The sequence below is a fragment of the Aquamicrobium soli genome (assembly GCF_042646345.1).
Taxonomy (GTDB): Bacteria; Pseudomonadota; Alphaproteobacteria; order Rhizobiales; family Rhizobiaceae; genus Mesorhizobium; species Mesorhizobium soli_A.
Window position 1 is genome coordinate 249,123 of sequence record NZ_JBHRTK010000028.1, and the last position, 26,707, is coordinate 275,829.

Here is a 26,707-nt window from a genome sequence, read left to right on the forward strand (position 1 = left end):
GGTCCAGCCGGCGTCCCGAGGCCAAAACGCCGCATGGAGGAGGCTCAGGTCCGCTTCTTCGCCCGGCCCGCGAACGGGTTGTCCGACGTGCGCAACGCCATGCGGATCGGCACGCCCGGCATGTCGAAGGCCTCGCGCAGGCTGTTGGTCAGGTAGCGGACATAGGACTGCGGCACGGCGTCGGGCCGCGAGCAGGAAACCACGAAACCCGGCGGCCGGGTCTTGGCCTGCGTCAGGTACTTTATCTTCAGCCGGCGACCGGCGACGGCGGGCGGCGGATGATGAGCAAGGATGGTCTCGAGCCAGCGGTTGAGCTTGCCGGTCGAGACGCGGCTGTTCCAGACGCGGTGCGTGCGCACCACCGCCTCCATCAGCTTGTCGAGCCCCCGGCCCGTCTCGGCCGAAACCGGCACGGCCTGGATGCCGCGCACCTGCGGCAGCAGCCGCTCGGTTTTTTCCCGCAGTTCGGCAAGCACCGCCTGCGGATGGTCGATCAGGTCCCACTTGTTGAAGGCGATGACAGGCGCGCGTCCCTCGCGGATGATGAGGTCGGCGATCTGCAAATCCTGCTTCTCGAAGGGGATCGTCGCATCGAGCACGATGATGACGATCTCGGCGAAGCGGACGGCATGCAGGCCGTCCTGCACAGACATCCTCTCCAGCTTTTCCTGGACGCGCGACTTGCGGCGCATTCCGGCGGTGTCGAACAGCTTCATCGGGCGGCCGCGCCATTGCCAGTCGACGGAAATGGAATCGCGGGTAATGCCCGCTTCCGGCCCGGTCAGCAGGCGCTCCTCGCCGATCAGCGCGTTGATCATCGTCGACTTGCCGGCGTTGGGGCGGCCGACGACGGCGATGCGCATCGGCTTGTTCTCGTCGTAGGCCGGAACTTCCTCGGCATCCGGATCGGCGATGTCCTCGCCGATCAGTACGTCGCTGGCGGCGATTTCCCCGTCGTCCTCGTCCTCCTCGCCAAACACCCTGTCGGCGCCCAGCGCCTCGACCACGGCGTCGCGCAGGTCGGGCAGGCCGACCCCGTGCTCGGCGGAAAACGGAACCGGCTCGCCAAGGCCCAGTTCCCACGCTTCCAGCATGCCGCCCTGCGCGCCGCGCGCCTCCGCCTTGTTGGCGATCAGCACCACCGGCTTGCCCGACTTGCGCACGATGCCGGCAAAGGTCGTGTCGTCCGGCAGGAGGCCGGCCTTGGCGTCGACCATGAAGAAGATCAGGTCGGCTTCCTGGATGGCGATCTCGGTCTGCGCCCGCATGCGGCCCTGCAGGGTCGAGGGCGCGGCATCCTCGAAGCCAGCGGTATCGATGACCTCGAAATGCAGGTCGTAGAGCTTGGCGGCGTGGCTGCGGCGATCGCGGGTCACGCCAGGCGTATCGTCCACCAGCGCCAGCTTGCGGCCGGCAAGACGGTTGAAGAGCGTCGACTTGCCGACGTTGGGACGGCCGATGATCGCGACCTTGAAGCTCATCTAGGAGGCTGCGCCCGAACCGCGAATGAGCCCGGCCATGACGGTGGCGCGCTCCCGCACGCCGCCCGGGGTGGTCTCGTCGGCAATGATCTGGTCGAACAGCTTGAGTGCGTCGGCGTTCTTGCCGTCCTTCCAGGCGGCGAGGCCGAGCGCCTCGCGCGCGCCGTGGCGCAAGGGGTTGGTGTCGCCGGTCAGGGACTCGACGCGGCTCGACACATCGGCAAAGGAGCCATGATCGACAAGCAGCAGGGCCGCGCGCAGCCGCGCCATGTCGCGCAGGATCGAGGGAATGGCGTTGTCGGCCGCGACCGCGTCGAAATCCTGGATCGCGGCGGCGAAGTCGCCGCCGTCGGCCTTGACGGTTGCCGCGCGCATGCGCGCCAGAAGCGGATAGGCGCCGTAGCCATCCTTCTCGAGTTGGGTGAAGGCGGCGATCGCTTCATCGGTCTTGCCGCTGTCGGCCAGCGCAAGCGCCTGCGAATAGGCGTCGCCCGAGGCATTGGCTCGGGTCTCGTCCCAGTAGCGGTAGCCGACATAGCCGGCCGTGCCAAGGAGGATGAGCGCGACGGCCGCGACCACGAAGGCGCCGTAGCGGTCCCACAGGACCTTGACCCGTTCCTTGCGGAATTCCTCGTTGACTTCGCGAATGAAATTGTCGTCGGCCATGGATGCTGCTAATCCGGCTGGCACGGTCCACGCGCCCGGCGGCGGCCGGCCCGAAACCATGCGCAAATTCAAAAATGCCGGAGGTTGCCGGTCCCTTTTCGTGGACATGCGGCATTCCAGGCGGCTTGATGCGCCTCGCGTTGTAGCGAAATTTCGCCGGCATGGAAGGGGGCGGGGCCTGAAATTAAGCGCCTGCGGGCTTTTCCCGCATCCAAAGCCGGCGTAAGCGACCGCACCCGCGCCACATTTGCCCGCTAGCGGCAATGGCCTGCGCCGACCGCCCATCCGAGTTCATGCCTGAGCCCATCTCCCGTCATCGCCTGTCCCGCCCTGCCCTGCTTTCGCTGGCAGCACTGCTGTGCGCCACCGCCGCGCGGGGCGATCCGCCGATGGTCCGTGACCCGGCGGCGGCGAGGCAGGTCGTCATCATTTCCTTCGACAGCGCGAACGACATTTCGCAGTGGCAGCGCAGCCGTGCGCTCGCCCGGCGCACCGGCGCGCATTTCACCTACTTCCTGTCCTGCGTCTACCTGCTGTCGAAAGACACCCGCAAGCAATATGCCGGACCGCACAACGCCGCCGGCCGCTCCAACATCGGCTTTGCCCCGACGCGGCAGGACGTGGCCGAGCGGCTGGAGCAGATCCGGCTGGCCGCCGCCGAAGGCCACGACATCGGCAGCCATGCCTGCGGCCATTTCGACGGCAAGGACTGGACGAAGGCCGACTGGCTGAACGAGCTTGCCAGTGCCCGGCGCATCTTCGAGAACGCCTATGCCATCAACGGCATTTCGCCCGAGCCCGAGGACTGGCGGCGCTTCGCCGCAAGCGCGGTGGTCGGCTTCCGTGCGCCTTATCTGTCGGCCAGCCCCGCTTTGTACCGGGCACTCCCCGAGGCGGACTTCACCTATGACGCCAGCGGCGTCTCGCGCGGCCCGGCCGAGCCGGAAGCCATCGCCGGCATTACCCGGTTTTCCCTGCCGCTGGTGCCGGAAGGGCCGAAGGGCCGGCCCGTCATCGCCATGGACTACAACCTTTATGCCCGCCATTCCGGTGCGCGCGAACGGCTAGCGGAGGCAAAGACCTTCGAAGACCGGGCCTACGACGCCTTCAAGGCGGCCTTCGAAAAGCAGTATGCGGGCAAGCGCCTTCCGCTGGAAATCGGCTTCCACTTCACGCTGATGAACGGCGGCGCCTACTGGAACGCGCTGGAGCGCTTTGCCGGCGAGGTGTGCGTGAAAGCCGATGTCGAATGCATCAGCTACCGCGACTATGTCGCGCGCCACAATCCCGACAAGCCGGTGAACGTCGACGGCTGACGGCAGTTGCCAAGCCGGCCCCTTCAGTGGGCCGGCTGGTCCTCCGGCCGCACGCCGGCCTGTTCGCGTTCCAGGTAGTGACGGTCGATTTCCGGCAGCGGCGCGCCCTGCAGCGTCGCCTCGAAGGCGCGCAGGCGCTTGTGCACCGACTGCAGCTCCACGATCGTCGACCACGAATTGAGCAGGAACTGGAGCGAGCCCGTCACTCGCCCGAAGGCGTTCGATATCTGGTTGAGCGCGCCGAAGGTGATCTTGTGCGCCACCAGCGAGGGCCCGAGGATGATGAAGGAGAAGATATTGTCGGCCTGGAGGTAGGTGTAGCGCACGACGTTGAAATAGATGTAGTGGAAATAGAGGCGGAAATAATTCTTCCGCACATTGTCGAACAGCGCCACCGTGATTTCCGGCTTGGCGCGGTCGTCGTGATCCTCGCCATAGACCAGTTCCTTGCGATAGGCGGCCTCGACGCGCTGGTTGCGGAATTGCAGGCCCGGCAGCTTCATGCCGGCAACCATCACCGCCACCGTGCCGAACAGGCACCAGAATAGCGCGGCCAGCACGAGCGGCTGCGGTACCTCGCCGACGATGGGCAGTTCGGTGATGTGCGCCTGCAAGCCGATCATCACGGGCAGGAAGGCAATGAGCGTCATGATCGACTGCACGAAGCTGGAGCCCAGATCCTCCATGATCTGCGAAAAGCGCATCGTGTCTTCCTGGATACGCTGCGAGGCGCCCTCGATATGGCGCAGTTCGGTCCAGTAGGCCATGAAATAGCTGTTCATCGCCGTGCGCCAGCGGAAGATCCAGTGGCTGACGATGAAGGCATTGATCACCGACACGTTCATGCCCACCAGAGCGAGCCAGGCGAAACTCGCCGCGCCCTGATAGAACTCGCCGGCGGTCGACTGGCCGGTGCCCGACATCAGGCCCTGCACATAGTCGAAGAACGGCCCATACCAGTTGTTGACGGCGACCGAGACCTGCACGTTGAAATAGATCAGGAACAGGATGACGGCGGTGACGAGGATCGACCAGTTCTGCCACGGATGCGGCGCATACCAGCGCCAGAAGGCATAGAAGATCAAAACGCCCAGCGTGAAGTAGATGTAGAACCACAGGAACGGCTTCGACCACAGGACGGTGATGCCGATGATGGGCGGCGTGTCCGGGGCGGGCAGTCCCAGCCCGATCGCCGAGCCCATCGCGTCGCCCCCGGAAAACCACACCAGCACCAGGAACAGGCTCCAGGCGGCAGCACTGGAAAAGAAAAGCTTCGGGTGCGGAAAGAAGGATACGAACAAGGCGGCATTTCCCCCTTCGGCCGCACCATCGGCGGCATTGCTGTCGGGCGGGCATAAAGTCACAGTTTTTGCGGCAAGGGAATGGCCGCTAGGCCATTGTGCGAATTACATTTTGGTTATGCAGCAACCACGCGCGGCCGGCGTACCGACCAGACGATCAGGGCCGACGCGACGAGAACGGCGCCCGCCAGCATCGAAGGAACGAAGAAACTGCCCGTCCATTCCGCCAGGTAGCCGGCGACGATCGGGCCGATGATCTGGCCGACGCCGAACGACGCCGTCATCAGCGCGAACAGGCGCCGGAGCGCCAGCGGCGCCAGCAGCCTGCCCGCCTGCAGGCCGAGCGCGGTGGCGGCGATGAAGGTGACGCCGAGCAGCGCGCCGCCGACCAGCGGGCCGATATGGCCGCCAAGGGCGACGCTGGCGGCGACGCCCACGGCCTCGACCAGGCAGCTCGCCACATAGGCGCCATAGAGGCCGATCCGGTTGGCGACCTGATGCCAGAGCCAGACCGAGAAGATGCCGGTCAGGCCGGTGACGAGCCATACCATCGCCTCGAAGGTGCGGCTGCCGCCGCCCTGGCGCACGATGGCGATGAGAAACGTCGCGGTCACCACATAGCCGAAACCGAACAGGCCGTAGGCGAGGATGATGCGGGCAAGCGCGCGGTCCTTCGGCAGCGGCGGCTCGCGCCGGTCGGCGCCGTTGCCGGCAGGGCCAACCGGCGCGAGCAGCATAACGGCCACGAAACCGCACAGCGCGAGCGCGGCGGACCAGAACCAGCCGGCGGCCCAGCCGGCGTGGTCGGCCAGCAGCACGCCCATCAGCGCCGCCGATACGGCGATGCCGAGACCGACGCCGCCGAAGTGCATCGCCTGCAGGTCGTCGCGCCGGGCAAGGCTCAGATGGCTGAAGACGATGCTGGCCATGAACACCATGACGAAGGCGCTGGCGAGCCCGGCCAGGAAACGGATGCCGAGGAACGCCGCCACCGATTCGGTCAGGCCCATCAGGGCGCACAGCAGGGCCGTCCCGCCGAGCCCGGCCAGAACCAGCCGGCGCTCGTGCCCGTGCGCCCAGCCGCCGGCGGCGGCGAGCGCGCCGAGCAGGTAGCCGAGATAGTTGGCGGAGGCGATCCAGCCGGCCTCGGCGGCCGACAGGCCGAGCTCTTCCATCATGCCGGGCAGGATCGGCGTATAGACGAAGCGTCCGATGCCCATGGCCACCGCCATGGCGATCATGCCGGCACAAGCCAGCCGCAGGGGGGAGGGCGAGACGTTTTGCATTTGGCGCGCACCCTATTGGCGCGGCAAAAGCGAAACAATGCGCTTCAGTTGGGCCAGCCGAAAGACAGGCACTCGTGGCGGTGGAAAGCCGGCCGGCGGAGGTCTATGTAGAAGCCAGTTCCAATACTCACAGGCAGGACCATGACCACCCACAGCAGCGATTTCTCCGCTTCGATCGACCCGATAAAGCTGGACAGGCTCGCCGAGGTCGCGATCAAGGTCGGCCTGCAATTGCAGCCGGGGCAGGATCTGGTGCTCACCTCGTCCATCGCCGCCCTGCCGCTGACGCGCAAGATCGTCGAGCATGCCTACAAGGCCGGTGCCGGGCTGGTGACGCCGATCTTCAGCGACGACGAGATCACGCTTTCGCGCTTCCGCTACGGCAGCGACGCCGGCTTCGACCGCGCCGCCGGGTGGCTCTACGAGGGCATGGCCAAGGCGTTCGACGCCAATGCGGCCCGCCTGGCCGTGCGCGGCGACAACCCTTCGCTGCTGTCGGAGCAGGACCCGGCCAAGGTCTCGCGCGCCAGCAAGGCCAATTCCGTGGCCTACCAGCCGGCGCTGGAGAAGATCACCGGCTTCGACATCAACTGGAACATCGTTGCCTATCCGGAGCTGGCATGGGCGAGGCAGGTGTTCCCGGACGACAAGGACGACGTGGCGGTGGCGAAACTCGCCGACGCCATCTTCGCCGCCTCGCGCGTCGACGTCGACGACCCGATCGGCGCGTGGAAGGCGCATAACGCGGCCTTGAAGAGCCGCACCGAATGGCTGAACGGCCAGAATTTCTCCGCGCTGCACTTCACCGGCCCCGGCACCGACCTGACCGTCGGGCTCGCCGACGAGCACGAATGGATGGGCGGCGCCTCCGTCGCGAAGAACGGCGTCACCTGCAATCCGAACATCCCGACCGAGGAAGTGTTCACCACCCCGCATGCCATGCGGATTTCCGGCCATGTTTCGTCCACCAAGCCGCTGTCCTACCAGGGCACGCTGATCGACAACATCTCGGTGCGCTTCGAGGAAGGCCGCATCGTCGAAGCGAAGGCCAGCAAGGGCGAAGATGTGCTGAAGAAGGTGCTCGACACCGACGAGGGCGCGCGCCGGCTGGGCGAAGTCGCGCTGGTGCCGCATTCCTCGCCGATCTCGAAGAGCGGCATCCTGTTCTACAATACGCTGTTTGACGAAAACGCCTCCTGCCACATCGCGCTCGGCCAGTGCTACTCCAAGTGCTTCCGCAATGGCGCGTCGCTGACGCCGGAGGAAATCGCCAAGCGCGGCGGCAACAAGAGCTTCATCCACATCGACTGGATGATCGGCTCGGACAAGATCGACATAGACGGCCTTCATGCCGACGGCCGCAAGGTGCCGGTGATGCGAAAGGGCGAGTGGACCTGAAGGAGGATCGATGGCAAAGCATGAGGTGGCCATCAAGCGCGTCTACGAGCCGCCGGCCGACAGCGACGGGCAGCGCGTTTTGGTCGACCGGCTGTGGCCGCGCGGCCTGAGCAAGGACAAGGCCGGCGTGGCGCTGTGGCTGAAGGAGATTGCGCCCAGCACCGAGTTGCGAAAATGGTTCGGCCACGAGCCGGAAAAATGGCCGGAGTTCCAGAAGCGCTTTCGCGACGAGCTGGACGGCAACGGCGAGGCTGTCGGGCAGCTGCGCGCGCTTGCCGACAAGGGCAAGGTAACGCTGCTCTACAGCGCCCACGACGAGCGGCACAACAATGCCGTGGCGCTCGCCGCCTACCTTCAGGCCGGCAAGTAGCGGCTACTTGCCAAAGGCTTCGGCATAGATCTCGGGCTTGAAGCCAACCAGCAGGCGGCCCCCGAGATCGAGGACCGGGCGCTTGATCATGGATGGGTTAGCCAGCATCAGCACCTTGGCCTTGCCGGCCTCGAGGTTTTCCTTGTCGGCGTCCGCCAGCTTGCGGAACGTGGTGCCGGCCTTGTTCAGAAGCACTTCCCAGCCGAGCTTTTCCACCCAGCCGTCGAGCCTTTGCGGCTCCAGCCCCTGCTTGCGATAGTCATGGAAGGCATAGTCGACGCCGTGGCTTTCCAGCCAGTTGCGCGCCTTCTTCATCGTGTCGCAATTGGGAATGCCGTAGATGGTGACCGCCAAGAAACTGCCCTCGAAATCCGCTTTTTACGGGGACAACCTAGCCATCACGCCTCAGGCTGTCGATGCCGCGGCACTTTCCGGTTGTGGATTGCCCTTGCCCACGGCCGATGCGCCCTAGATAATCCACGCGTGTACAATCGACGCAAAACCGGAGTGCCGTAGCAAAGCGGCTCGATACTGACCAAGGAGATTGACGTGGGAATTTTTGACAAGATCAAGGGGGCCATCTTCGGCAGGGCGGAAGCCGCACCGGCGCAAGCGCCCGCAGGCAGCGCTGCTCCCGGCAGCCAGCCTTCCGCGCCGGCCGCACCGGCGCCGACCGCCAGCGCCTCGCCCGCGCCTGCACAGGCGGTGGACGTGGCGGCCATTCTTAACGCCGCCGTCGCCGCCAAGAAGCAGAAGCTGAACTGGAAGACCTCGATCGTCGACCTGATGAAGGCGCTCGACATGGAGAGCAGCCTTGCCGAGCGGAAGGAACTGGCGGCCGAACTCGGCTATACCGGTTCCACCAGCGACAGCGCGGCCATGAACATGTGGCTGCACAAGGCGCTTCTGAAGAAGCTCGCCGAAAACGGAGGCAAGGTACCGGCCGACCTGCTCGACTGACGGCAGCATTCACTGCGGAAAGGGCGGGCCTGTCGGTCCGCCCTTTTTCCTTGTCCGACCGTCAGGCCTTAGCGCCAGACGAAATGCGGCAGGATGAAATCGGGCGTCGCGTCATGTTCGGCAAAGGCCTGCTCAAGCTCCGCCGGGCCCAGTTCGGCAAGGATGCCGGAGCGCACCAGCGCGGCCGAAACACCCACTCCCTTGGCGCCGGCGATGTCGTGCTCGATGCTGTCGCCGATGCCGACGATCCTATGCTTCGGCGGATCTCCGAGAACGCGCATGGCGGCCTGGTAGATCGACGGGAACGGCTTACCGATCCGCTCCACCTTCCCACCCAGTTCCTCGTAAAGGTCGGCAATCGCCCCGGCCCCGTATTTCAGGCCGGCTTCGGTCAGCATGATCTTGTCGGGGTTGGTGCAGATCAGCGGCACGCCCATGCGGGCAGCGGGCGCAAGCAGCGCGCGGTAATGGTCCATCGGCCTGGTGTCGCCCTCGCTTCCTGAAAGCAGGACGACTTCGGCGCGCGCGCCGTCCTCCACCAGTTCGAGGCCGAGCCCGTCCACGGCGGAATAATCCTTGCCGCGCGACAGCAGAAGACAGCGCGTTCCGGCGGCCAGCCGCTCGCCGCCCAGCTCGCCCGCGAACTTGCGCCACGCCACTTCGCCGGAACTGAGGAAGCTGTCCCAGGTTCCCGCCTCGAAGCCGAGGCCGAGCAGGCGCTTCTCGTTCTGGCTGGCGCGCTTGCCGGAATTGGAGACGAGCACGATCTTCTTGCCGGCCGCCTTCAGCGCGGCCAGTGCCTCGACCGCGCCCGGATAGGGCGCGCTGCCGTCGTGCAGCACGCCGAACTGGTCGATGAAGAAGACGTCGAAGCGCGCGGTAAGGTCGCGCAGATCGTCCAGCGTTTCAGGCGCCATCGTCAGAACACTCCCGCGTCGCGGCCGCCCGCCAGCGCCAGCCGCGCCGTGCCGGCGGCGGCCTCCTCCGACAGTGCCGCGAGCATCGGAACGCCGAGCCGCGCCTGCCGCATGGCTCGCCAGACCGGGTTCTTTGCCCCGCCGCCGACGCTCCTGACCGAGCGCAGCTTTGGCGCGCCGAGTTCCGCCAGGCGGGCATAGGCCAGCGCCTCGATGCCAGCGATTCCCTCCAGCATGCCGGCGAGGAATGTCGCGTCGTTCTCCGGGCGTGGCGCCAGGCGCGGCTGCATTTGCGGGTCCGCGATCGGGAAGCGTTCGCCCTTGGCGAGCAGTGGATAGTAGTCGAGGCCGGTGGAGACGGCCGGGTCGATCGTTTCCGACAGTTCGGCGATCCGGTCGCCCGTGAAAAACTGCGCCAGCACCTTGCCGCCGGTGTTGGAAGCCCCGCCGGCCAGCCAGCCGGAGCCGACCCTGTGGCTGTAGATGCCGTATTGCGGCGCAAAGACCGGCGCGTCCGACAGAAGCTTGATCGTCAAGGACGACCCCAGCGCGGTAACGCCGTCGCCGGGTTCCGTGGCGCCGGTGGCAAGGAACGAGGCGCAACCGTCGGTGGTGCCGCTCACCACGACCACCTCCCGCGGCAGGCCGAAGCGTTCTGCCACGGCAGAAGTCAGCGTGCCGGTCGGCGTTCCCGGCGGCACCACCTGCGGCAGCAGCGAAGCATCGGCGCCCGTCCGTGCGATCCAGTCCGGCCAGCGCCGGGCGACCGGGTCGTAGCCGGTCTTGAGCGCGTTGTTCTCGTCACTGACATCGAAGCGGCCGCTGAACCGGCCGGCGATCCAGTCCGCCTGGTGCAGGACATGGCTGGCCTTCGCGGCCGATTGCACCTGCATGAGCTTGGCGAGCCCCGAGGTCGCGCCGTGGGCCGCGCTTTCGGCCGGCGCATGGGCCTTGATGGCCGCCAGCATGGCGGCGTCGCCAACCGGATCGTTGTACATGAGCGCGGCGGCCAGCGGCGCGCCGTCGCGGTCCACCGGCAAGACCGTGCCCGAGGTGCCGTCGACCGCCAGCGCCCTGACCCGCGTCCGGTCGATCCCCGCCAGCACCCGGTCGAGCGCGTGCTCGACGGCCTGCCACCAGACCGCCGGATCGCGCCAGTCGTCGCCGAAATCGCTCATCGCGGCGCTTGCCTGCGCCACGATGCTGAAATCCGGCGCCATCGCGACGACGCGCGCGCCGGACGTGCCGACATCGATGCCGAGCGCCAGAGCCGAGTTCATGATGCGACCGTCCTCCTCAGGCGCCGTAGCCGATGATGCCCTTGACCTCCAGGAAGTCATGGATCGCCCAGTCGGCATATTCGCGGCCGTTGCCCGACTGCTTGTAGCCGCCGAAGGGCGCGAAAGTGTCCCATTCCGGATAGTTGATCGATACCTGCCCGGCGCGCAGGCGCGAAGCCACGGCGCGGGCATGCTCGATGTCCTGCGACTGCACATAGGCGGCAAGGCCGTAGACCGTGTCGTTGGCGATCCTGACCGCGTCGTCGTCGTCCTCATAGGAGATGACGGACAGCACCGGCCCGAAGATTTCTTCCTTCTCGATGGTCATGCCGGGCTTGACGTGGCCGAACACGGTCGGCCGCGCATAGTAGCCGCGATTGAGGTGCTCGGGCCGGCCGGGGCCGCCGGTGACCAGCGTGGCTCCTTCCTTGATGCCGGCCTCGATCAGGCGCTGCACCTTGTCGAACTGCAACTGGCTGACCAGCGGGCCGAGCTGGGTGTCCTCGGAGCGCGGGTCGCCGACCTTGTGCGCCTCGGCCGCCTTCCTGGCGATCGCCAGCGCCTCGTCATGGCGCGCGGCCGGCACCAGCATGCGGGTCGGCGCATCGCAGGACTGGCCGGTATTGCCGAAGCAGCCCTCGACGCCCTTCGCCACCGCCTGCTCGAAATCGGCATCGGCCAGGATGATGTTGGCCGACTTGCCGCCCAGTTCCTGCGCCACGCGCTTGACCGTCTCGGCGGCCGTCTTGGCGACGATGATGCCGGCGCGCGTCGATCCGGTGAAGGAGACCATGTCGACGTCCGGGTGGCCGGCCATGACCTGGCCGACATCCGGCCCGTTGCCGTTGACCATGTTGTGGACGCCCTTCGGCGTGCCGGCGGCCTCCATCACCTCGGAGAAGATGATGCCGCTGATCGGCGCGATCTCGGACGGCTTCAGCACCACGGTGCAGCCGGCGGCGATCGCCGGCGCCACCTTGCAGACGATCTGGTTGAGCGGCCAGTTCCACGGCGTGATCAGCGCGCAGACGCCGATCGGCTCCTTGACGACCATGGTGGCGCCGCGCTTCTCGCTGAAGGAATAGGTCTCCAGCGCCTTGATCGTCGCTTCCATATGCGCGCGGCCGGCCCAGGCCTGCGCGTCGCGCGCCCAGGAGATCGGCGCGCCCATTTCCTGGCTCACGGCCTGCGCGATATCCTCGTAGCGCTCGTTGTAGATTTCGAGGATGCGGTTCAAGAGCTTCAGGCGCTCCTCGCGCGTCGTCAGCGAAAAGGCGGGAAAAGCCGCCTTGGCCGCCGCCACCGCCTTGTCCACGTCGGCCTTCGAGCCCACGGAGATCGTCGTGTAGGCCTCCTCGGTCGACGGGTCGATGACGTCCAGCGTCGCCGGGACGACCGGTGCAACCCACTTGCCGTCGATGAAGAATTTGAGGTGGTTGCTCATGGCATGCTCCGATTCTGGTAAAAGCCTCTATCCGGGGCGGTGTCCGTTCTTGCCGCAGCCGTCGCGCCGTTTCAATGCCGCCGCTGCCCTCAATGGCGCAATATCTTGCCGAGGAAGGCCCGGGCCCGTTCGGTGCGGGCGTTGGAGAAGAACGCATCGGGCGTGCCGCTCTCGACGATGGCGCCGCGATCCATGAACACCACGCGCTGGGCGACGCTGCGGGCAAAACCCATTTCGTGGGTCACCACCATCATGGTCATGCCCTCTTCGGCGACCGAGACCATGACGTCGAGCACTTCGCTGATCATCTCCGGGTCGAGCGCCGACGTCGGCTCGTCGAACAGCATGATCTTGGGGCGCATGCCGAGGCAGCGCGCGATCGCCACGCGCTGCTGCTGGCCGCCCGAAAGCTGCGCCGGATAGGCGTCGAACTTGTCGCCGAGCCCGACCTTGACCAGCAGCTCGCGGCCATACTCCTCGGCCTGTGCGCGCGGGGTCTTGCGTACGTGGATCGGCGCCAGCGTCACGTTTTCCAGCGCGGTCTTGTGCGGATAGAGGTTGAAGGACTGGAACACGAAGCCGATCTCGGTGCGCAGCAGCGTCATGTCGGTGGCCTTGTCGCCGAGGCGCTGGCCGTCCACCACCAGGTCGCCCTTCTGGATCTGCTCGAGGCCGTTGATGCAGCGGATCAGCGTCGACTTGCCCGAACCGCTGGGGCCGCAGACCACGACCACCTCGCGCGGCTGGACGCTGAGCTCGATGTCGTTGAGGACATGGAGCGGACCGAACCATTTGTTGACGCCGCGAAACTCGATCACACAGAGCCACCTTCCAGCATGGGGTTCACAGTTGCACCTCGCCCTGCCCGGCGCCGAGGCGCGCTTCCAGCCGGCGGGCGAGCAGGATCAGCGGATAGCATACGATGAAATAGCCGACGCCAACGAGGAAGAACACGAGAAGCCCGTTGGGCACACGCTGCACGACCAGCCAGCCGACACGGGTGAGGTCGGTAAGGCCGATGGCCGAAACCACCGACGAATCCTTGACCAGCAGCACATACTGGCCGACCAGCGGCGGCAGCACGACCCGCATCGCCTGCGGCAGCACGACAAGGCGCATGCGCTGCCATCGGGCGAGACCGGACGCCAGCGCCGCCTCGACCTGCCCCTTCGGCACGGAATCGATGCCGGCGACGACGATCTCGCAGATGAAGCAGGCATTGAGATTGACGAGCGCGACGATGCCGGCGCTGAAGGCGTCGAGCTCGAGCCCGAGTTCGGGCAGGATGAAGAAGACGATGAATATCTGCACCAGGAACGGCGTTCCACGGATGAGGTCCACCCAGGCGCCGATGATGCCGGCCAGCACCCGGTTGCCGGCGGTGCGCAGGATGCCGAGGCCAAAGCCGATCAGCGTGCCGCCGGCGAGCGCGATCAGCGACAGCAGCGCCGTCATGCCGAGGCCGCGCAGCGCCAGGGGGTAGCTTCCGTAGAGGCTCTCCAGTTGCTGCCAGATCATGCGCGCCCCCGCGCAGGCCTGAGGCCGAGCCAGCGCCCGGAAAGCGCGGCCACGCCCTTAAGGCAGTAGTAGAGCAGGAGATAGAAGGCGGCGACGGTGAGGAACCCTTCGGCCGGCATGAACCGGTCGGAGGCGAGCAGTTGCCCGGCACGCGTCAGTTCGGCGACCGAGATCAGCGACAGCAGCGCCGAATCCTTGACCAGCACGATCGCCTGGCTGAGCAGCGGCGGGATCGTGACCTTGAAGGCCTGCGGCAGGATGACCAGACGCATGCGCTGGCGATAGGTCATGCCGGAAGCGATCGCCGCCTCCACCTGCCCGCGCGGAATCGACAGGATGCCGGCGCGAACGATCTCGGCGACATAGGCGCCGCTGTTGAGCGACAGCGCCAGCACGCCCACGACGAACTCCGGCAGGATGATGCCGAGGCGCGGCAGGCCGAAATAGAGGAAATAGAGCTGCACCAGGAGCGGCGTCGAGCGGATGATGTCGATATAGGCCTTGGCCGGGGCGCGCAGCGGGCGCGAGCGCTGAAGATTCAGCGCGCACAGCACGATGCCGACCAGCAGCGCGCCGGCGAAGGAGACGACCGACAGCCAGACCGTCGTGACGAGGCCCTGCCCGAACAGGGGCAGATACTCGCCTATCGTGCGGAAGCTGAAATTTTCGAGCATCAGGCGACGGTCACCCCTGGCCAGGCCGCGCTACAGGCGGGAATGCGGCCGGCTCCGCGCCGATTGCGATCGACGCGAAGCCTGTCATTGCCGCTATAGCGGAGACGGACTTAGTGGTCCTTCTTCCAGTCCTCGGAGTTGACCCAATAGTTGAGGTTCTGCTCCAGGCGCCCGTCGATGGTTACCTGATCGAGGAACAGGTTCATCCAGATCAGGAGGTCCGGCTCGTCGTAGCGCGTGGCGAACGCCAGCGGTTCCTTCGACAGCAGATCGGGCATGATGGTGAAGGTGCCGGCCGGATAGGCGGTCGACTGGCCCTTGACGGCGGAGACGTCGTTCACGCCGCAATCGGCCTGGCCGTTGTTGACGGCATCCAGGAGCAGCGGCCCGCCGCCCTTGTAGCTCTTGATGTCGGCTTCCGGGAACGCCTTCTTGGCTTCCTTCTCGCCCGTGGCACCGAGCAGCACGGCAATCTTGGTGCCAGGCGCCTTGCAGTCGTCGGCGGTCTTGAACTTGCCGTCGCCCTTCGTGAAGACGGTGCTGCCGGTGTACATATAGGGGTTGGTGAAGGCCACCTTCATCGCCCGCGCCAGCGTCGGGGTCATGTCGGCCACCAGCAGGTCGGCCTTGCCAGAAAGCAGCGCCGGGATAAGGCCATCCCAGTCGAAGTCGAGGAAATTGATCTTCACGCCCATTTCCTGGGCCATCAGCTTGGCAAGCTCGACCGAACTGCCGGTGCGCTCACCCTTGGAATCGATCAGGGAGAAGGGCGGGCCCTGCGTCTGCACCGCGACCCGCAGCTCCCCGCGCTTGACGATGTCGTCCAGCGCCCCGGCACTCGCCGCGCTGGTGAGGCCCGCCAGGGCTAGCGCCGCGACGAACAGTTTGACGATTTTCATGCTAGTCTCTCCTCCACGTGATCGCTTGCCCTTGTCGGGCTTTTTTGAACGACCCTGCCCCATGGCTGGGCCGCCATCAAAACTTTGCTGCTCCGCGCACCTGTTTTTTCGGAACCCTCCGCGCGCCCGCAGCCCGCCAAGCAACAGGGTAAGGGGCAGGCCCGTCAAGAGGGCAGGCGAAGTATTTCACCTGCCGCCCTCCCGCATCGGCAGCGCCGGGCGATACGGGCGGCTGGCGAAAGTCCGTCAGGCCGCTGAAAAATGGTCGGCCATGGTGCGGATGATCAGCGCCGTCGAGGCCGCGCCCGGGTCCATGTGGCCGAGCGAACGGTCGCCGAGGCGGGCCGCCCGCCCCTTCGACGCCAGCATCGCCTTGGTGGCTTCGGCTCCCTCCTGCGCGGCCTTCGCAGCCGCATCGAGGCTGCCGCCGATGCCCGCGCCGCCCTGCGCCGCCTCGGCAGCCGCTTCCGCCGCCGGAAGCCAGGCGTCGACCATGGTCTTGTCGCCGCGCTCGGCCTTGCCGCGGTCCTGGATGCCCTTGGCCATGGCGGCGACGACCGCCACCATGTCGTCGCGGTCGAGTTCGGCCTTGCCCTTCACGGCCGCTCCGGCGCGCATGAAGGCGGTGGCGTAAAGCGGACCGGACGAGGCGCCGACGGCGTTGAGAAACGACTTGGCGGCGGTGTTGAACACCGTCACCGGCTCCGCCGAGGCGTCCAGCCCGGCCACCGCCTCCTTGACGGCGGAAAAGCCGATACCGAGGGACACGCCGTGGTCGGCGTCGCCGATGACGCCATCCAGTTCCGACAATCGGTCCTTGTCGGCTTCGATGGCATCGGCCACGGCAATGAACATGGCAACGAGGTCTTGGGTGGAAATGGTCATGGCGTTTCCCGGATGTGAGGAGGCAACCGGCTCAGCCGGCACGGAACATGGCGCAGTCGCAAGGGTGGTCGAGCAGTTCGGTCAGTTCGTCGTCGAGGCTGATGAGCGTGATCGACATGCCCGCCATCTCCAGCGAGGAACAATAGGTGCCGACCCAGTTCGCATGCACCTGGATGCCGCGGCGGGCCAGCCGCTCGTGCACGCGCCGGTTGATGACATAGAGTTCCATCAGCGGCGTCGAGCCCAGCGAGTTGACCAGGACGGCGACCTTGGAGCCTTCCTTGGCCGGCAGTTCGGCGAAGATGCGCTCCAGGATGTCGTCAGTCACCTCGTCGGCCGAGCGCAGCGGTTCGCGCACCACGCCGGGCTCGCCATGGATGCCCATGCCGATTTCCATCTCGTTGAGGCCGATCTCGAAATTGTGGCGCAGCGTCTGCGGCAGCGAACAGGGCGACAGCGCCACGCCGACGGTGAAGGTGCGCTCGTTGGCCTTGCGGGCGATGCGCTCGCATTCGTCCAGCGAGGCCATCCGGTCGGCGGCGGCGCCCGCCATCTTGAAGACGAAGAAATTGCCGGCGACGCCGCGCCTTTTCTCCTTCTGGTCGATTGGCGCGGAGGCGACGTCGTCCGTCGTCACCACGGTGCGGACCTCGATGTCCTCCATGCTGGCCATCTCGGCGGCCATGTCGAAGTTCATCACGTCGCCGGCATAGTTGCCGTAGAGATAGAGCACGCCGGCGCCGGTATCGACGGCCTTGGTGCATTCGAGGATCGGGTCCGGGGGCGGCGAGGCGAAGACGTTGCCGACGGCGCACCCGTCGGCTAGCCCCTTGCCGACGAAGCCGACGAAGGACGGCTCGTGGCCGGAACCGCCGCCGATGACGATGCCGACCTTGCCCTTGCGCGGCTCCGCCACGGAGACGACCGAGCGCGGGCTGTGCTCCAGTTGCCGCACATGGTGAGGATGCGCCTTGATGATGCCGTCCAGCATCTCCTCGATGATGTTCTTCGGATCGTTGATCAGCTTCTTCGTCTTCATCGGATTTCCCTCCTCAACCTGTGACCTTTTCATTCCGCGCAAGGCATTCAGCGAGGCCGGTACGCCCTCGGCCTGGAGAATGCCGTGCGCCGTCGCCGCATCGGTAATCAGCACATTGGCATAATGGCCTTTCAGCGCCGCAAGGATAGCCGGCACCTTCTCCACGCCGCCCGCCACCGCGATCCGGAGCTTGATGCGCGAAATCTCTTCCAGCGTCAGCCCGATCATGCGCGCGTCGAGCGGTCCCCTGGCCGGGGCGCCGCGATTGTCGATGAAACGGCCGGCGACCATGCCTATCGCGTGGCGCAGCGTCTGCTCGGCCTCCTCGCCCTCCGGCACCAGCCGGGTTTCGAACAGCGAACTGCCGGGACGGGTGGAACAGATGCCGAAAACGACCTTGTCGGCGCGGCGCGCGGTCTCGAACTGGCCGCGCAGCACCATCTCTTCCATCAGGATATCGCGCACCGCCACGCTGGAGACGATGGCCGGCGCGGTGATGTTGACGGCGCGCGCGCCCATCGCCGTGGCCAGCCGGGAGACGCACAGTTCCGGCGTGAAGCCGATGGGCGCGGTCATCCCGCCCGTCAGTTGCACCACCGAAAGGTCGGCCATCCGCTGCGTCGACATCGAGCGCGCGAGCGCCATCATCGTGCGACCCCAGCCGATGCCCACCGTGTCGCCTGGGCGGATGAGCCGCTCCAGCACGCGCGCGCCCGCCTGCCCCAGCCGGTCGACCAGCGCCGAGCCGGTCGCACCGTCGGGGATGACGATGCAGTCGCTCAACCGGAAGCGTTCCTTCAGCGCCCGCGCGATCATGAACTCGCTGAGGCGCGCCGGCTCCATGGTCAGGGTGACGATGCCGCGCTGGCGCGCCTCGGCCAGGTAGCCGTTGACGGTGGCGCGCGAGATTCCCATCGCCTTGGCGATCTCGTTCTGCGTCATGCCGTCCTGCGCATAGAGCCAGCCGGCCCACAGCAGAGGGTCGTTGCGGAAGTGCAACGGCATTGGAGCAGGCGCTTCAACCTGCCGGATCAGGCCACTACCGAGGTCGCTCATCTGTCCACTTTTGCCAACTTGACAATTGTCTTACCGCATCTGAATATTGTCGCCAATAGCAGTTTATCGGACGGCTGGGTCGGTTTCGCGGAAATCATGCGAGGGGTCATGAAGGCCTCGGGCGTGACCCTCGACATGACGCCGCCGGCAATGTCTTGACGTTACCTAAGCCGCTATACCACAGGGAGGAAATCAGCATGACGGTCTTCAAATCCCCGGGATCGGGGTCCAAATTCGTGTTGCCCCGGCGCAGCCTGCTCAAGGGCGGCGCGGCACTGGGCATGTCCACCGCGCTCGGCGCGCCCTTCATCAACCGGCTGTTCGCGGCGGAAGAACATCCGCTCGCCGGCCAGTCGATCGAAATGAACATCCTCGGCATCGCCGGCTGGGTGCCGTCCTCGCTCGGCGTCAAGATGTCCCCCCTGTTCGCCGACTTCGTGAAGGAGAAGTACGGCTACAACGTCTCCTTCGCCTTCGCCGAAGCGCCGTTCTCCGACCTGTTCCAGAAGGCGGCGACCTCGCTCGCGACCAAGAGCCAGGAATACAACATCATCATCTCGGACTCGCAGTGGCTGGGCGCGCTGGCCAAGCCGGGCTGGATCCTCAAGCTCAACGACGTCATCGAGAAGAACCCGGCGCTCCAGCTCGAATGGTATTCGCAGACCGTCGTCGACACCTACATGACCTATCCGGACGGCACCAAGGACATCTGGGGCCTGCCGCAGGAAGGCGACGTCGAGGCGCTCTACGTGCGCAAGGACTGGCTGGAGGACCCGAAGGAAAGGGAAGCCTTCCAGGCCAAGTACGGCAAGCCGCTGCCGCAGACCTTCGAGGACTTCGACGCCCTCACCATGGACGAGTTCGAGAAGATCGCCGAGTTCTTCACCCGTCCGGACGACCAGCGCTGGGGCTTCGCGCAGCAATACAGCCGCGTCTACGACTTCGCCACCTGCGCCTTCAACAACTTCCTGTGGAGCCGCGGCGGCGAGATCTGGGATCCGGCGACCGGCCAGATCGAGGGCATCCTCAACACGCAGCAGAACGCGGATTCGCTGCAGGCATTCAAGGACTGGCTGAAATATTGCCCGCCCGGCGCCACCAACTACGGCATCGCCGAAGGCATCGACGTGTTCACGCAGGGCAAGGTCTTCTCCACCATCCAGTGGGCGGCCGTCGGCTCGGCGATGATCACCGAGGAACTGAAGGGCAAGGTGCTGGTCGTTCCGCCGCCGAAGCACGGCACGGGCGACGCCGCCAAGCGCATCTGCTCGATGGGTGGCCAACCGTGGGTGATCAACGCCTTCAACGACGAGAAGAAGATGCGCGTCGCCATCGACTTCATGAACTGGTGGTACCAGCCCGATACCGCCGTCGAATTCGCCAAGCGCGGCGGCAACCCTTGCGACAAGGCGACCCTCTCGCGCGACGATTTCAACGACATCAACCCCTGGAACCAGACCTACAAGTTCATGCTCGAGGAAGGCCGCTCGCGCGACTTCTGGCATGATCCGAAATATTCGGAGATGCTGGCGATCCAGCAGGAAGGCTATTCGTCCTTCGTGACCGGCCAGTCGAGCGACCCGAAGGCGGTGCTGGACTACATCGCCTGCGCCCAGCAGCAGATCCTCAGCGACGAGGGCGTGGCCAAGACGGCGCCAAGCGACGCTTGCGCTACCACCTCGCTCTGAGGCAGTCTTAACGACGGGCGGGCATCGGCTACCGGCCGGTGCCCGCTTCCCCATCAGCGGCCGACGCGCCGCATGACCAAGGGCACTTGATTTATGTCGGCAATCCCGTCGAGGCCCCCGCTGGCACGCCTGTTCGACGACCGTCGCACGATGGTCCTCACCCTTCTGGCGCCGGTGATGCTGTTCTTCATCGTCTTCAACACCATTCCGACGCTGTGGCTGCTCGGCCTTTCCTTCTATAATTTCTCGCTGACCTCCGGCATGCCACCGGAATTCATCGGCGCCCGCAACTTTGTCCAGATATTCAATTCCAGGAACGGCATCTGGCTCGACCTGTCGCGCACCTTCACCTTCGTGGTCTGCGGCGTCGGCATCCAGACGGTGCTGGGGGCTGCCCTCGGCTTCCTGTTCTGGGGCTCGCGCGACATGCCCGGCCGGCGCGTGGCGCTCACCATGCTGTTTGCGCCGATGGTGCTGACGCCGGTCGCCACCGGCACCTTCTTCCGCTTCATCTACGACCCGACCTTCGGCGTGCTCAACGCCATCTCCAACGGCCTGTTCGGCACCGGCCCGATCGATTTCCTCGGCAATCCCTCGATCGCCTTCTGGGCGGTGCTGGCGGTCGATTGCTGGATGTGGACGCCGTTCATGACGCTGATGACGCTGGCCGCCCTCGGCTCGGTTCCGAAGGCGGAACTGGAAGCGGCCGAGATCGACCGCGTGCCCTTCCTGCGCCGGCTGTCGCTGGTCATCTGGCACCACGGCAAGTTCATCCTGATGCTCGGCATCCTGTTACGCACCATCGATTCCTTCAAGACGCTCGACCTCATCATCCCGATGACCAAGGGCGGCCCCGGCCAGCAGACGCGGCTGGTGGCGATGGAGGTGAACAAGCAGGCCTTCGAAAGCTTCAACATGGGCTGGTCCTCGGCCTATTCGGTGCTGCTGCTTTTGATCTCGATCGCCATGACCAGCGTCTTCATCTACGTGTTGCACCTGCGCCGCAGGCGGGAGGGCTGAGCGATGGCAAGACTGCGCTCCGGACTGTACTACGCCGGCCTGTGGCTGATCTCGCTGGTGTTCTTCGCGCCGATCGCCTGGATCGTGCTGGCCTCGTTCAAGACCCGCTCCGACATCCTCGCGGTGCCGCCGAAGCTTCTCTTCACGCCGACGCTGGAGAACTATGTCGACCTGTTCCAGCGCCAGTCGCTGTTCCTGCAGCTCGGCAACTCGATCCTCCTGTCGCTCGGCGCGGTCGTCATGGCGGTGTTCGTGTCCTTCCTCGCCGCCTTCTGCTTCTCGCGCTTCAAGCCGAAGGGCACCGACTTCCTGATGTTCCTGCTGCTGTCGATCCGCATGCTGCCCGGCCCGGCCGTCATCCTGCCGGTATTCCTGATGTATGCGGCCTTCGGCTGGAAGGATTCGCATCTGTGGCTGATGCTGTTCTACGCCATGTTCTCGATTCCCTTCTCGGTGTGGATCCTGAAAGGCTTCCTCGACGGCGTATCGACGCGCTTCGACGAGACCGGCATCGTCAATGGCGGCTCGTGGTTCCACGTCATCTTCAAGGTGGTGCTGCCGCAGGTGCGGCCCGGCCTGATCGCGGCCTTCATCTTCAACCTGATCTTCGTGTGGAACGAATTCCTGTTCAACTTCATCATCGGCGGCGTGACGACGCAGAACATTCCCTATGCGCTGGCGGTCGGCACCTATGCGGACGGCGGCGTCAACTGGACGTTCATCTCGGCCATGACCTCGGTCTACATCATCCTGCCGATCACCTTCATCTACATCTTCCAGAAGTATCTGCTCGTCGGCATGACGTTCGGCACGGTGCGAGGCGAGGTCTGATGCCATGAGGCGCGTGCGCACCTTTCCCGAACGGCTCGAAACGATCATGATCCTGGCGCTTGGCGCCGGCATCCTGCTGATCGCGCAGCGCTACAGCCTGATGCTCTACAAGGTCGGGCTGTCGATCCTCGTCATCGCGACGCTGCTGCAGATCGCGGTCGGCAACCTGCGCAAGGACGCTTCGGTCGGGCGAAGCCTGCTCTTCATCCTGATGGTGCTGGCAATCATCGTGGCCGTCTTTTCGATCGGCATTTTCCTCGTGCCTTATTTCGCACAGCTTGGACGGTAGGTAGACCGTGGCCGTAGAATTCCAGTCCATCACCCGCACTTACGGCGCCAAGCGCGTGCTCGACGGCTTCGACCTCCAGGTCGAACCGCAAAGCTTCACCGTGCTCTGTGGCGCTTCCGGGTCCGGCAAGTCGTTGCTGTTTCGCCTGCTCGTGGGGCTGGAGCAGCCGGACAGCGGGCGCATCCTGCTCAACGGCCGCGACATCACCAACGAGCCGCCGGCGGCGCGCGCCATCGGCTACGTGCCGCAGAATTTCGCGCTCTATCCGCACCAGACGGTGGCGCAGAACATGGCCTATCCGCTGACGCTGGCCAAGACGCCGAAGGCCGAGATCGCCAAGCGCGTCGACCGCACCGCGGGCATCCTGTCGATCACGCATCTTCTCAACAAGACGCCGGACCAGCTTTCCGGCGGCGAGAAGCAGCGCGTGGCCGTGGCGCGCGGCCTGCTCAAGGACGCCGAGATCTTCGTGCTCGACGACCCGCTGGTCGGCCTCGACTACAAGCTGCGCGAGCGGCTGATGGACGAGTTGAAAAGCCTGCGCGAGGAATTGAAGGCGACCTTCCTCTACGCCACGTCCGACAGCCTCGAGGCGCTGAACATGGCGCAGCGGCTGGTGGTGGTCGATGCCGGCCGCGCCGTCCAGCACGACAGCGCCATCGCCGTTTATGACGATCCGCGCTTTGCCCGCTCGCTCGACCTCATCGGTTTTCCGCATGCCAACCTGCTGCCGGGGCGCATCGAGAACGGGCAGGTCGAGGCCGGGCCGCTGCGCTTCAGGACGCCGCCGGGCTTGCGCGACGGCGGCATCGTGGCCGGCCTGCGCCCGGAGGCCATACATTTCGAAGGCTCGCCGCGCGGCGCCAGCGACGACCTCGCCATCGACAGCCGCGTGACGCTGGTGGAAAACCTCGGCGGCGAGGCGGTGGTCTATCTCGAGGCCGGGAACAGCCAGTTGACGGCGGCGCTGCCGCTTTCGCGCATCGCGCCGCCGGAATTCGGCGCCGAGGTCCGGGTGGTCGTCGATCCGGCCGACATCATGCTTTTCGACGCCGCCTCCGGCGTGCGTCTCGACGGCGGGGCAAACTGATGGCCGATATCGTCATCGATCACGTCACCAAGCGCTTCGCCAATTTCACGGCGGTGGACGACATCGCCATGAGCTTCGCCGACGGCGAGGTCGCCTGCCTGCTCGGCCCGTCGGGCTGCGGCAAGACCACCCTGATGCGCATGCTCTCCGGCCTCGAGACGCCGACCTCCGGCCGCATCCTGTTCGGCGGCCGCGACGTCACCCGCCTGCCGCCGCGCAAGCGCAATGTCGGCATGGTGTTCCAGTATCCGGTGATGTACCCGACGCTGTCGGTGCGCGAAAACATCGCCCTGCCCATGGTCTACGACCGCCAAGTCTCGACCGCCGAGCGCGAGCGCCGCGTCGAGGAAGTGCTCGACGTTCTCGACATCAGGCCGCTGGCGGACGCCTTCATCGAAAATCTCAGCGCCGGCAACCGGCAGAAGGTCGCGGTCGGCCGCGCGGTGGCGCGCCAGTCGGAGATCGTGCTGTTCGACGAGCCGACGACCAATGTCGAGGTCAACGCCAAGCTGCACCTGATCCGCGCCTTCAAGCTGGTGGCGCAGCGGCTGAAGCAGACCATCGTCTACGTCACGCACGACCAGACCGAGGCGATGACGCTCGCCGACCGCATCGCGCTGATGCAGGCCGGCCGCATCCTGCAATACGACCGTCCGCAGGTGCTCTACAACGAGCCGACCTCGGAGTTCGGCGGCTGGTTCCTTGGCAACCCCGGCATGAACTTCGTGCCGGCCGAGGTGGCCGGCGGCAAGATCACCTCGCCTATCCTGGCCGCCCCCCTGCCCGCCCCGGCCGGCCTCAAGGCCGGGGGAAAGACCACGATCGGCATCCGCCCGGAACAGGTCCGCATGGTGGCCGGACCGCAGGACGGCAGCGTCGCCGCCACGCTTACCGAGCAGGCGATCGGCATTGCCGGGCGCTACCTGACCAAGGCGCGCATCGGCCACACCGTGCTCAAGGTCAATACCGAGAGCCGGCCGCCCGCCCCGCTCGGCGGCACTGTTCACCTGATCGCCCCCAGAGAGCGCGTCATGCTGTTTTGCGACGGCCAGCGCGTCACAGCTTGAGGACATTCATGCGTTACGACGTTTCGGTCATCGGCCTTTACATTCTCGATGTCCTGGGCCGCCCGGTCACCCGTATTCCCGACCGCGGCAATGTCGAGTTCATCGAGGAAATCAAGCTGACGGTGGCCGGCACCGCCGGCGGCGTCGTCATCAACACCGCCAAGCTCGGCCTGAACAGCCTGGCGGTGGGTGCTGTCGGCAATGACGAGAAGGCCGACTTCGTCATCGGCGCCATGGAGCGGCACGGCATCGACGCCAGCGCCATGCAGCGGCTGGACGGCGTGCCGACGTCGGCCACCATCCTCAACATCCGGCCGAACGGCGACCGCCCCGCCCTGCACCAGCGCGGCGCCTCCGACCATTTCGACCTGCCGGGGCGCCTCTACGACCAGGTGTTCGATGCGCCGATCGTGCATCTCGGCGGCACCGGCCTGTTGCGCACGCTGGACGGCGAGAAAAGCGTCACCCTGCTCAAGGAAGCCAAGCGGCGCGGCTGCACGGTGACCTTCGACCTGATCGCGGCGACCGCCGAAACGGCCGGCATCGTGCTGCCGCTGCTGCCGCATATCGACTATTTCATGCCCTCCATCGAGGAGGCGCGCGACATGTCGGGACAGACCACCGTCGAGGACTGCGCCTCCTTCTATCTCGACCACGGCGCGAAAACCTGCGCCTTCACGCTCGGCGGCGACGGCGCCTATTATGCCGACCACACCGGCACGCGGCTGAAGGTCCCCTCCTATGTCATCGACGTGGTCGATACGACCGGCTGCGGCGACGCCTTCGACGCCGGCTTCATCACGGCGCTTCACCACAAGATGAACCCGGAAGACAGCATGCGCTTTGCGCAAGCCGTCGCCGCGCAGGTGGCGGGCGGGCTGGGCTCCGATGCCTGCGTTACCTCCTTCGACGACACGCTGGCGTGGATGAAGAACCACAAGACCCGCTGAAGCCGGATTTTCCGCACCGGGCTGCGCCGGCCCGTGCTACAAGGCGGGATACTGCCTGGAGGGAGGTTTCGCCATGTTCGGGGATATCGAGGGAACCGGCTTCGAGCCGCTGGACGAACGCTTCTCGCAATGCTTCGTCGATCACGTAGCGGTGGAGCGGCTTTGGACCGGCGGGCGCTGGCTGGAGGGGCCGGCGTGGTTTTCCGCCGGCCGCTATCTCGTCTTTTCCGACATCCCCAACAACCGCATGATGCGCTACGACGACACCGACGGCTCGGTATCGGTGTTCCGCCAGCCGTCCAACAATTCCAACGGCAACACCGTGGATTTTCAAGGCAGGCTGGTCACTTGCGAGCACCAGGCGCGGCGCGTCACCCGCACCGAGCATGACGGCAGCATCACCGTCATCGCCGACCGCTTCCAGGGCAAGCGCTTCAACTCGCCCAACGACGTGGCGGTGCACCCGGACGGCTCGATCTGGTTCACCGACCCGCCCTACGGCATCCTCACCGATTATGAGGGCGACCGCGCGGAACTGGAACAGGACGGCAGCCACGTCTACCGCGTCGGCCCCTCGGGCGGCGAGGCCGTGCGCGTCATCGATACGATGGTGAAGCCCAACGGGCTGGCCTTCTCGCCGGACGGGTCGACGCTCTATGTCAGCGACACCGGCGTCAGCCACCAGAAGGGCGGGCCGAAGCATATCCGCAAATTCCGTCTCGACGGACCGTCGCTGAAGGACGAAGGCGTCTTTGCCACCTGCACCGCCGGCCTGTTCGACGGCTTCCGCTTCGACGTCGCCGGCCGCCTCTGGACCAGCGCCGGCGACGGCGTGCATTGCTACGATCCCGACGGCACGCTGCTCGGCAAGATCAGGATCCCGGAAACCGTTTCCAACCTGGCCTTCGGCGGGCCGAAGCGAACTCGCCTGTTCATCACCGCGCGGCAGTCGCTCTATTCCGTGTTCGTCGTGCCGAAGGGCGCCGCGCCGGGTTGAGGCATCTTAGCCTCTTCATCCGTACCGGGGCTATGGCCGGCCCCTCATCCGGCCGCTTCGCGGCCACCTTCTCCCCGATGGGGAGAAGGGAAAGATATCGCTGAAGCCGGCCATTCCCTCTCCCCACCGGGGAGAGGTCGCCCGAGCGTAGCGGAGGGCGGGTGAGGGGCACTTCGATAAAGCGCAAGGGGGCTTACCGAGGCGAGATACCCCCACCCCTAACCCCTCCCCACAAGGGGGCAGTGTTTACATCAGACTTAGTTTGGATTCTTCTTGGGCTGTTTG

Annotated in this window: 26 protein-coding genes; 12 read left to right on the forward strand and 14 right to left on the reverse strand. The window is 66.0% G+C overall.

Annotated elements, in window-relative coordinates:
* Positions 1 to 44: 44 nt before the first annotated feature.
* Both der and ACFOHJ_RS21650 read right to left on the reverse strand, forming a co-directional pair.
* Positions 45 to 1,481 (reverse strand): ribosome biogenesis GTPase Der, encoded by a 1,437-nt coding sequence (gene der, locus ACFOHJ_RS21645; protein WP_378224646.1) that lies wholly within the window; start codon positions 1,479 to 1,481, stop codon positions 45 to 47.
* Positions 1,482 to 2,147 (reverse strand): tetratricopeptide repeat protein, encoded by a 666-nt coding sequence (locus ACFOHJ_RS21650; protein ID WP_378224648.1) that lies wholly within the window; start codon positions 2,145 to 2,147, stop codon positions 1,482 to 1,484.
* A 293-nt stretch (positions 2,148 to 2,440) separates the two neighbouring features.
* Here ACFOHJ_RS21650 and ACFOHJ_RS21655 point away from each other — a divergent pair, with 293 nt between their 5' ends.
* Positions 2,441 to 3,463: a polysaccharide deacetylase gene (locus ACFOHJ_RS21655; protein ID WP_378224650.1), complete on the forward strand. Its 1,023-nt coding sequence runs from the start codon at positions 2,441 to 2,443 to the stop codon at positions 3,461 to 3,463.
* A 23-nt stretch (positions 3,464 to 3,486) separates the two neighbouring features.
* On the opposite strand, the gene sbmA is transcribed toward ACFOHJ_RS21655, so the two are convergent.
* Both sbmA and ACFOHJ_RS21665 read right to left on the reverse strand, forming a co-directional pair.
* Positions 3,487 to 4,764 carry a peptide antibiotic transporter SbmA gene (sbmA, locus tag ACFOHJ_RS21660; RefSeq protein ID WP_378224653.1) on the reverse strand — a complete coding sequence of 426 codons (1,278 nt, stop codon included), beginning with the start codon at positions 4,762 to 4,764 and terminating at the stop codon, positions 3,487 to 3,489.
* 116 nt (positions 4,765 to 4,880) lie between these two features.
* Entirely contained in the window at positions 4,881 to 6,050 is a 1,170-nt protein-coding gene (locus ACFOHJ_RS21665; protein ID WP_378224656.1) for a YbfB/YjiJ family MFS transporter, read from the reverse strand.
* A 141-nt stretch (positions 6,051 to 6,191) separates the two neighbouring features.
* Here ACFOHJ_RS21665 and ACFOHJ_RS21670 point away from each other — a divergent pair, with 141 nt between their 5' ends.
* Together ACFOHJ_RS21670 and ACFOHJ_RS21675 are read left to right on the forward strand one after the other, a co-directional pair.
* Complete coding sequence (locus ACFOHJ_RS21670; RefSeq protein WP_378224658.1) at positions 6,192 to 7,448, forward strand: aminopeptidase; 1,257 nt, start codon at positions 6,192 to 6,194, stop codon at positions 7,446 to 7,448.
* A gap of 10 nt (positions 7,449 to 7,458) precedes the next feature.
* Positions 7,459 to 7,818: a DUF488 domain-containing protein gene (locus ACFOHJ_RS21675; RefSeq protein ID WP_378224660.1), complete on the forward strand. Its 360-nt coding sequence runs from the start codon at positions 7,459 to 7,461 to the stop codon at positions 7,816 to 7,818.
* 3 nt (positions 7,819 to 7,821) lie between these two features.
* Here the strand turns inward: ACFOHJ_RS21675 and ACFOHJ_RS21680 are convergent, their stop codons facing one another.
* Positions 7,822 to 8,172 (reverse strand): ArsC family reductase, encoded by a 351-nt coding sequence (locus ACFOHJ_RS21680; protein WP_378224663.1) that lies wholly within the window; start codon positions 8,170 to 8,172, stop codon positions 7,822 to 7,824.
* A gap of 195 nt (positions 8,173 to 8,367) precedes the next feature.
* Between ACFOHJ_RS21680 and ACFOHJ_RS21685 the strand changes: the two genes are divergently transcribed.
* A complete protein-coding gene (locus tag ACFOHJ_RS21685; RefSeq protein ID WP_378224665.1) occupies positions 8,368 to 8,778 on the forward strand; it encodes a DUF3597 domain-containing protein in 411 nt (136 codons plus the stop codon).
* A gap of 68 nt (positions 8,779 to 8,846) precedes the next feature.
* Here the strand turns inward: ACFOHJ_RS21685 and ACFOHJ_RS21690 are convergent, their stop codons facing one another.
* The 9 genes from ACFOHJ_RS21690 to ACFOHJ_RS21730 all read right to left on the reverse strand — a co-directional run bounded on the left by ACFOHJ_RS21690 (position 8,847) and on the right by ACFOHJ_RS21730 (position 18,439).
* Positions 8,847 to 9,695, reverse strand: a complete 849-nt coding sequence (locus ACFOHJ_RS21690; protein ID WP_378224668.1) for a TIGR01459 family HAD-type hydrolase — start codon at positions 9,693 to 9,695, stop codon at positions 8,847 to 8,849.
* Between the two features lie 2 nt (positions 9,696 to 9,697).
* Positions 9,698 to 10,975 (reverse strand): FGGY-family carbohydrate kinase, encoded by a 1,278-nt coding sequence (locus ACFOHJ_RS21695; protein ID WP_378224671.1) that lies wholly within the window; start codon positions 10,973 to 10,975, stop codon positions 9,698 to 9,700.
* Between the two features lie 16 nt (positions 10,976 to 10,991).
* Complete coding sequence (locus tag ACFOHJ_RS21700; protein WP_378224674.1) at positions 10,992 to 12,419, reverse strand: aldehyde dehydrogenase family protein; 1,428 nt, start codon at positions 12,417 to 12,419, stop codon at positions 10,992 to 10,994.
* An 89-nt stretch (positions 12,420 to 12,508) separates the two neighbouring features.
* On the reverse strand, positions 12,509 to 13,237 hold the full coding sequence (locus ACFOHJ_RS21705) for an amino acid ABC transporter ATP-binding protein (protein WP_378224677.1): 729 nt from the start codon (positions 13,235 to 13,237) through the stop codon (positions 12,509 to 12,511).
* A 25-nt stretch (positions 13,238 to 13,262) separates the two neighbouring features.
* Complete coding sequence (locus ACFOHJ_RS21710) at positions 13,263 to 13,937, reverse strand: amino acid ABC transporter permease (protein WP_378224680.1); 675 nt, start codon at positions 13,935 to 13,937, stop codon at positions 13,263 to 13,265.
* Positions 13,934 to 14,611, reverse strand: coding sequence for an amino acid ABC transporter permease (locus tag ACFOHJ_RS21715; protein WP_378224683.1), 678 nt, complete (start codon positions 14,609 to 14,611; stop codon positions 13,934 to 13,936). The genes ACFOHJ_RS21710 and ACFOHJ_RS21715 overlap by 4 nt, the downstream gene beginning before the upstream one ends.
* 110 nt (positions 14,612 to 14,721) lie before the next feature.
* Complete coding sequence (locus tag ACFOHJ_RS21720) at positions 14,722 to 15,510, reverse strand: ABC transporter substrate-binding protein (RefSeq protein ID WP_378224686.1); 789 nt, start codon at positions 15,508 to 15,510, stop codon at positions 14,722 to 14,724.
* A 246-nt stretch (positions 15,511 to 15,756) separates the two neighbouring features.
* On the reverse strand, positions 15,757 to 16,395 hold the full coding sequence (gene dhaL, locus ACFOHJ_RS21725; RefSeq protein WP_378224689.1) for a dihydroxyacetone kinase subunit DhaL: 639 nt from the start codon (positions 16,393 to 16,395) through the stop codon (positions 15,757 to 15,759).
* 31 nt (positions 16,396 to 16,426) lie between these two features.
* Positions 16,427 to 18,439 carry a bifunctional sugar-binding transcriptional regulator/dihydroxyacetone kinase subunit DhaK gene (locus ACFOHJ_RS21730; RefSeq protein ID WP_378224691.1) on the reverse strand — a complete coding sequence of 671 codons (2,013 nt, stop codon included), beginning with the start codon at positions 18,437 to 18,439 and terminating at the stop codon, positions 16,427 to 16,429.
* Positions 18,440 to 18,687: 248 nt separating this feature from the next.
* Here ACFOHJ_RS21730 and ACFOHJ_RS21735 point away from each other — a divergent pair, with 248 nt between their 5' ends.
* The 8 genes from ACFOHJ_RS21735 to ACFOHJ_RS21770 all read left to right on the forward strand — a co-directional run bounded on the left by ACFOHJ_RS21735 (position 18,688) and on the right by ACFOHJ_RS21770 (position 26,422).
* Positions 18,688 to 20,178: an ABC transporter substrate-binding protein gene (locus ACFOHJ_RS21735; protein ID WP_378224694.1), complete on the forward strand. Its 1,491-nt coding sequence runs from the start codon at positions 18,688 to 18,690 to the stop codon at positions 20,176 to 20,178.
* A 93-nt stretch (positions 20,179 to 20,271) separates the two neighbouring features.
* Complete coding sequence (locus ACFOHJ_RS21740) at positions 20,272 to 21,198, forward strand: carbohydrate ABC transporter permease (protein ID WP_378224695.1); 927 nt, start codon at positions 20,272 to 20,274, stop codon at positions 21,196 to 21,198.
* A 3-nt stretch (positions 21,199 to 21,201) separates the two neighbouring features.
* Entirely contained in the window at positions 21,202 to 22,029 is an 828-nt protein-coding gene (locus tag ACFOHJ_RS21745; protein ID WP_378224697.1) for a carbohydrate ABC transporter permease, read from the forward strand.
* 4 nt (positions 22,030 to 22,033) lie between these two features.
* Entirely contained in the window at positions 22,034 to 22,318 is a 285-nt protein-coding gene (locus ACFOHJ_RS21750) for a hypothetical protein (RefSeq protein ID WP_378224700.1), read from the forward strand.
* Positions 22,319 to 22,325: 7 nt separating this feature from the next.
* On the forward strand, positions 22,326 to 23,408 hold the full coding sequence (locus ACFOHJ_RS21755) for an ABC transporter ATP-binding protein (RefSeq protein ID WP_378224703.1): 1,083 nt from the start codon (positions 22,326 to 22,328) through the stop codon (positions 23,406 to 23,408).
* The gene (locus ACFOHJ_RS21760; protein WP_378224704.1) at positions 23,408 to 24,475 is read left to right on the forward strand and encodes an ABC transporter ATP-binding protein; all 1,068 of its coding nucleotides are present in this window, start codon (positions 23,408 to 23,410) and stop codon (positions 24,473 to 24,475) included. Before ACFOHJ_RS21755 ends, ACFOHJ_RS21760 begins: the two co-directional genes overlap by 1 nt.
* Positions 24,476 to 24,483: 8 nt before the next feature.
* Positions 24,484 to 25,425: a carbohydrate kinase family protein gene (locus ACFOHJ_RS21765; protein ID WP_378224706.1), complete on the forward strand. Its 942-nt coding sequence runs from the start codon at positions 24,484 to 24,486 to the stop codon at positions 25,423 to 25,425.
* 73 nt (positions 25,426 to 25,498) lie between these two features.
* Entirely contained in the window at positions 25,499 to 26,422 is a 924-nt protein-coding gene (locus ACFOHJ_RS21770) for an SMP-30/gluconolactonase/LRE family protein (protein ID WP_378224709.1), read from the forward strand.
* Positions 26,423 to 26,707 lie beyond the last annotated feature (285 nt).

Bases quoted from the DNA above. Each gene is read 5' to 3' on its own strand.
- ACFOHJ_RS21690 (WP_378224668.1), bottom strand. From the start codon at position 9,695: ATGGCGCCTGAAACGCTGGACGATCTGCGCGACCTTACCGCGCGCTTC.
- ACFOHJ_RS21745 (WP_378224697.1), top strand. From the start codon at position 21,202: ATGGCAAGACTGCGCTCCGGACTGTACTACGCCGGCCTGTGGCTGATC.
- ACFOHJ_RS21655 (WP_378224650.1), top strand. From the start codon at position 2,441: ATGCCTGAGCCCATCTCCCGTCATCGCCTGTCCCGCCCTGCCCTGCTT.
- ACFOHJ_RS21720 (WP_378224686.1), bottom strand. From the start codon at position 15,510: ATGAAAATCGTCAAACTGTTCGTCGCGGCGCTAGCCCTGGCGGGCCTC.
- ACFOHJ_RS21765 (WP_378224706.1), top strand. From the start codon at position 24,484: ATGCGTTACGACGTTTCGGTCATCGGCCTTTACATTCTCGATGTCCTG.
- dhaL (WP_378224689.1), bottom strand. From the start codon at position 16,395: ATGACCATTTCCACCCAAGACCTCGTTGCCATGTTCATTGCCGTGGCC.
- ACFOHJ_RS21770 (WP_378224709.1), top strand. From the start codon at position 25,499: ATGTTCGGGGATATCGAGGGAACCGGCTTCGAGCCGCTGGACGAACGC.
- ACFOHJ_RS21740 (WP_378224695.1), top strand. From the start codon at position 20,272: ATGTCGGCAATCCCGTCGAGGCCCCCGCTGGCACGCCTGTTCGACGAC.
- ACFOHJ_RS21670 (WP_378224658.1), top strand. From the start codon at position 6,192: ATGACCACCCACAGCAGCGATTTCTCCGCTTCGATCGACCCGATAAAG.
- ACFOHJ_RS21760 (WP_378224704.1), top strand. From the start codon at position 23,408: ATGGCCGATATCGTCATCGATCACGTCACCAAGCGCTTCGCCAATTTC.
- ACFOHJ_RS21715 (WP_378224683.1), bottom strand. From the start codon at position 14,611: ATGCTCGAAAATTTCAGCTTCCGCACGATAGGCGAGTATCTGCCCCTG.
- ACFOHJ_RS21665 (WP_378224656.1), bottom strand. From the start codon at position 6,050: ATGCAAAACGTCTCGCCCTCCCCCCTGCGGCTGGCTTGTGCCGGCATG.
- der (WP_378224646.1), bottom strand. From the start codon at position 1,481: ATGAGCTTCAAGGTCGCGATCATCGGCCGTCCCAACGTCGGCAAGTCG.
- ACFOHJ_RS21650 (WP_378224648.1), bottom strand. From the start codon at position 2,147: ATGGCCGACGACAATTTCATTCGCGAAGTCAACGAGGAATTCCGCAAG.
- ACFOHJ_RS21700 (WP_378224674.1), bottom strand. From the start codon at position 12,419: ATGAGCAACCACCTCAAATTCTTCATCGACGGCAAGTGGGTTGCACCG.
- ACFOHJ_RS21710 (WP_378224680.1), bottom strand. From the start codon at position 13,937: ATGATCTGGCAGCAACTGGAGAGCCTCTACGGAAGCTACCCCCTGGCG.
- ACFOHJ_RS21675 (WP_378224660.1), top strand. From the start codon at position 7,459: ATGGCAAAGCATGAGGTGGCCATCAAGCGCGTCTACGAGCCGCCGGCC.
- ACFOHJ_RS21750 (WP_378224700.1), top strand. From the start codon at position 22,034: ATGAGGCGCGTGCGCACCTTTCCCGAACGGCTCGAAACGATCATGATC.
- ACFOHJ_RS21695 (WP_378224671.1), bottom strand. From the start codon at position 10,975: ATGAACTCGGCTCTGGCGCTCGGCATCGATGTCGGCACGTCCGGCGCG.
- ACFOHJ_RS21735 (WP_378224694.1), top strand. From the start codon at position 18,688: ATGACGGTCTTCAAATCCCCGGGATCGGGGTCCAAATTCGTGTTGCCC.
- ACFOHJ_RS21730 (WP_378224691.1), bottom strand. From the start codon at position 18,439: ATGCCGTTGCACTTCCGCAACGACCCTCTGCTGTGGGCCGGCTGGCTC.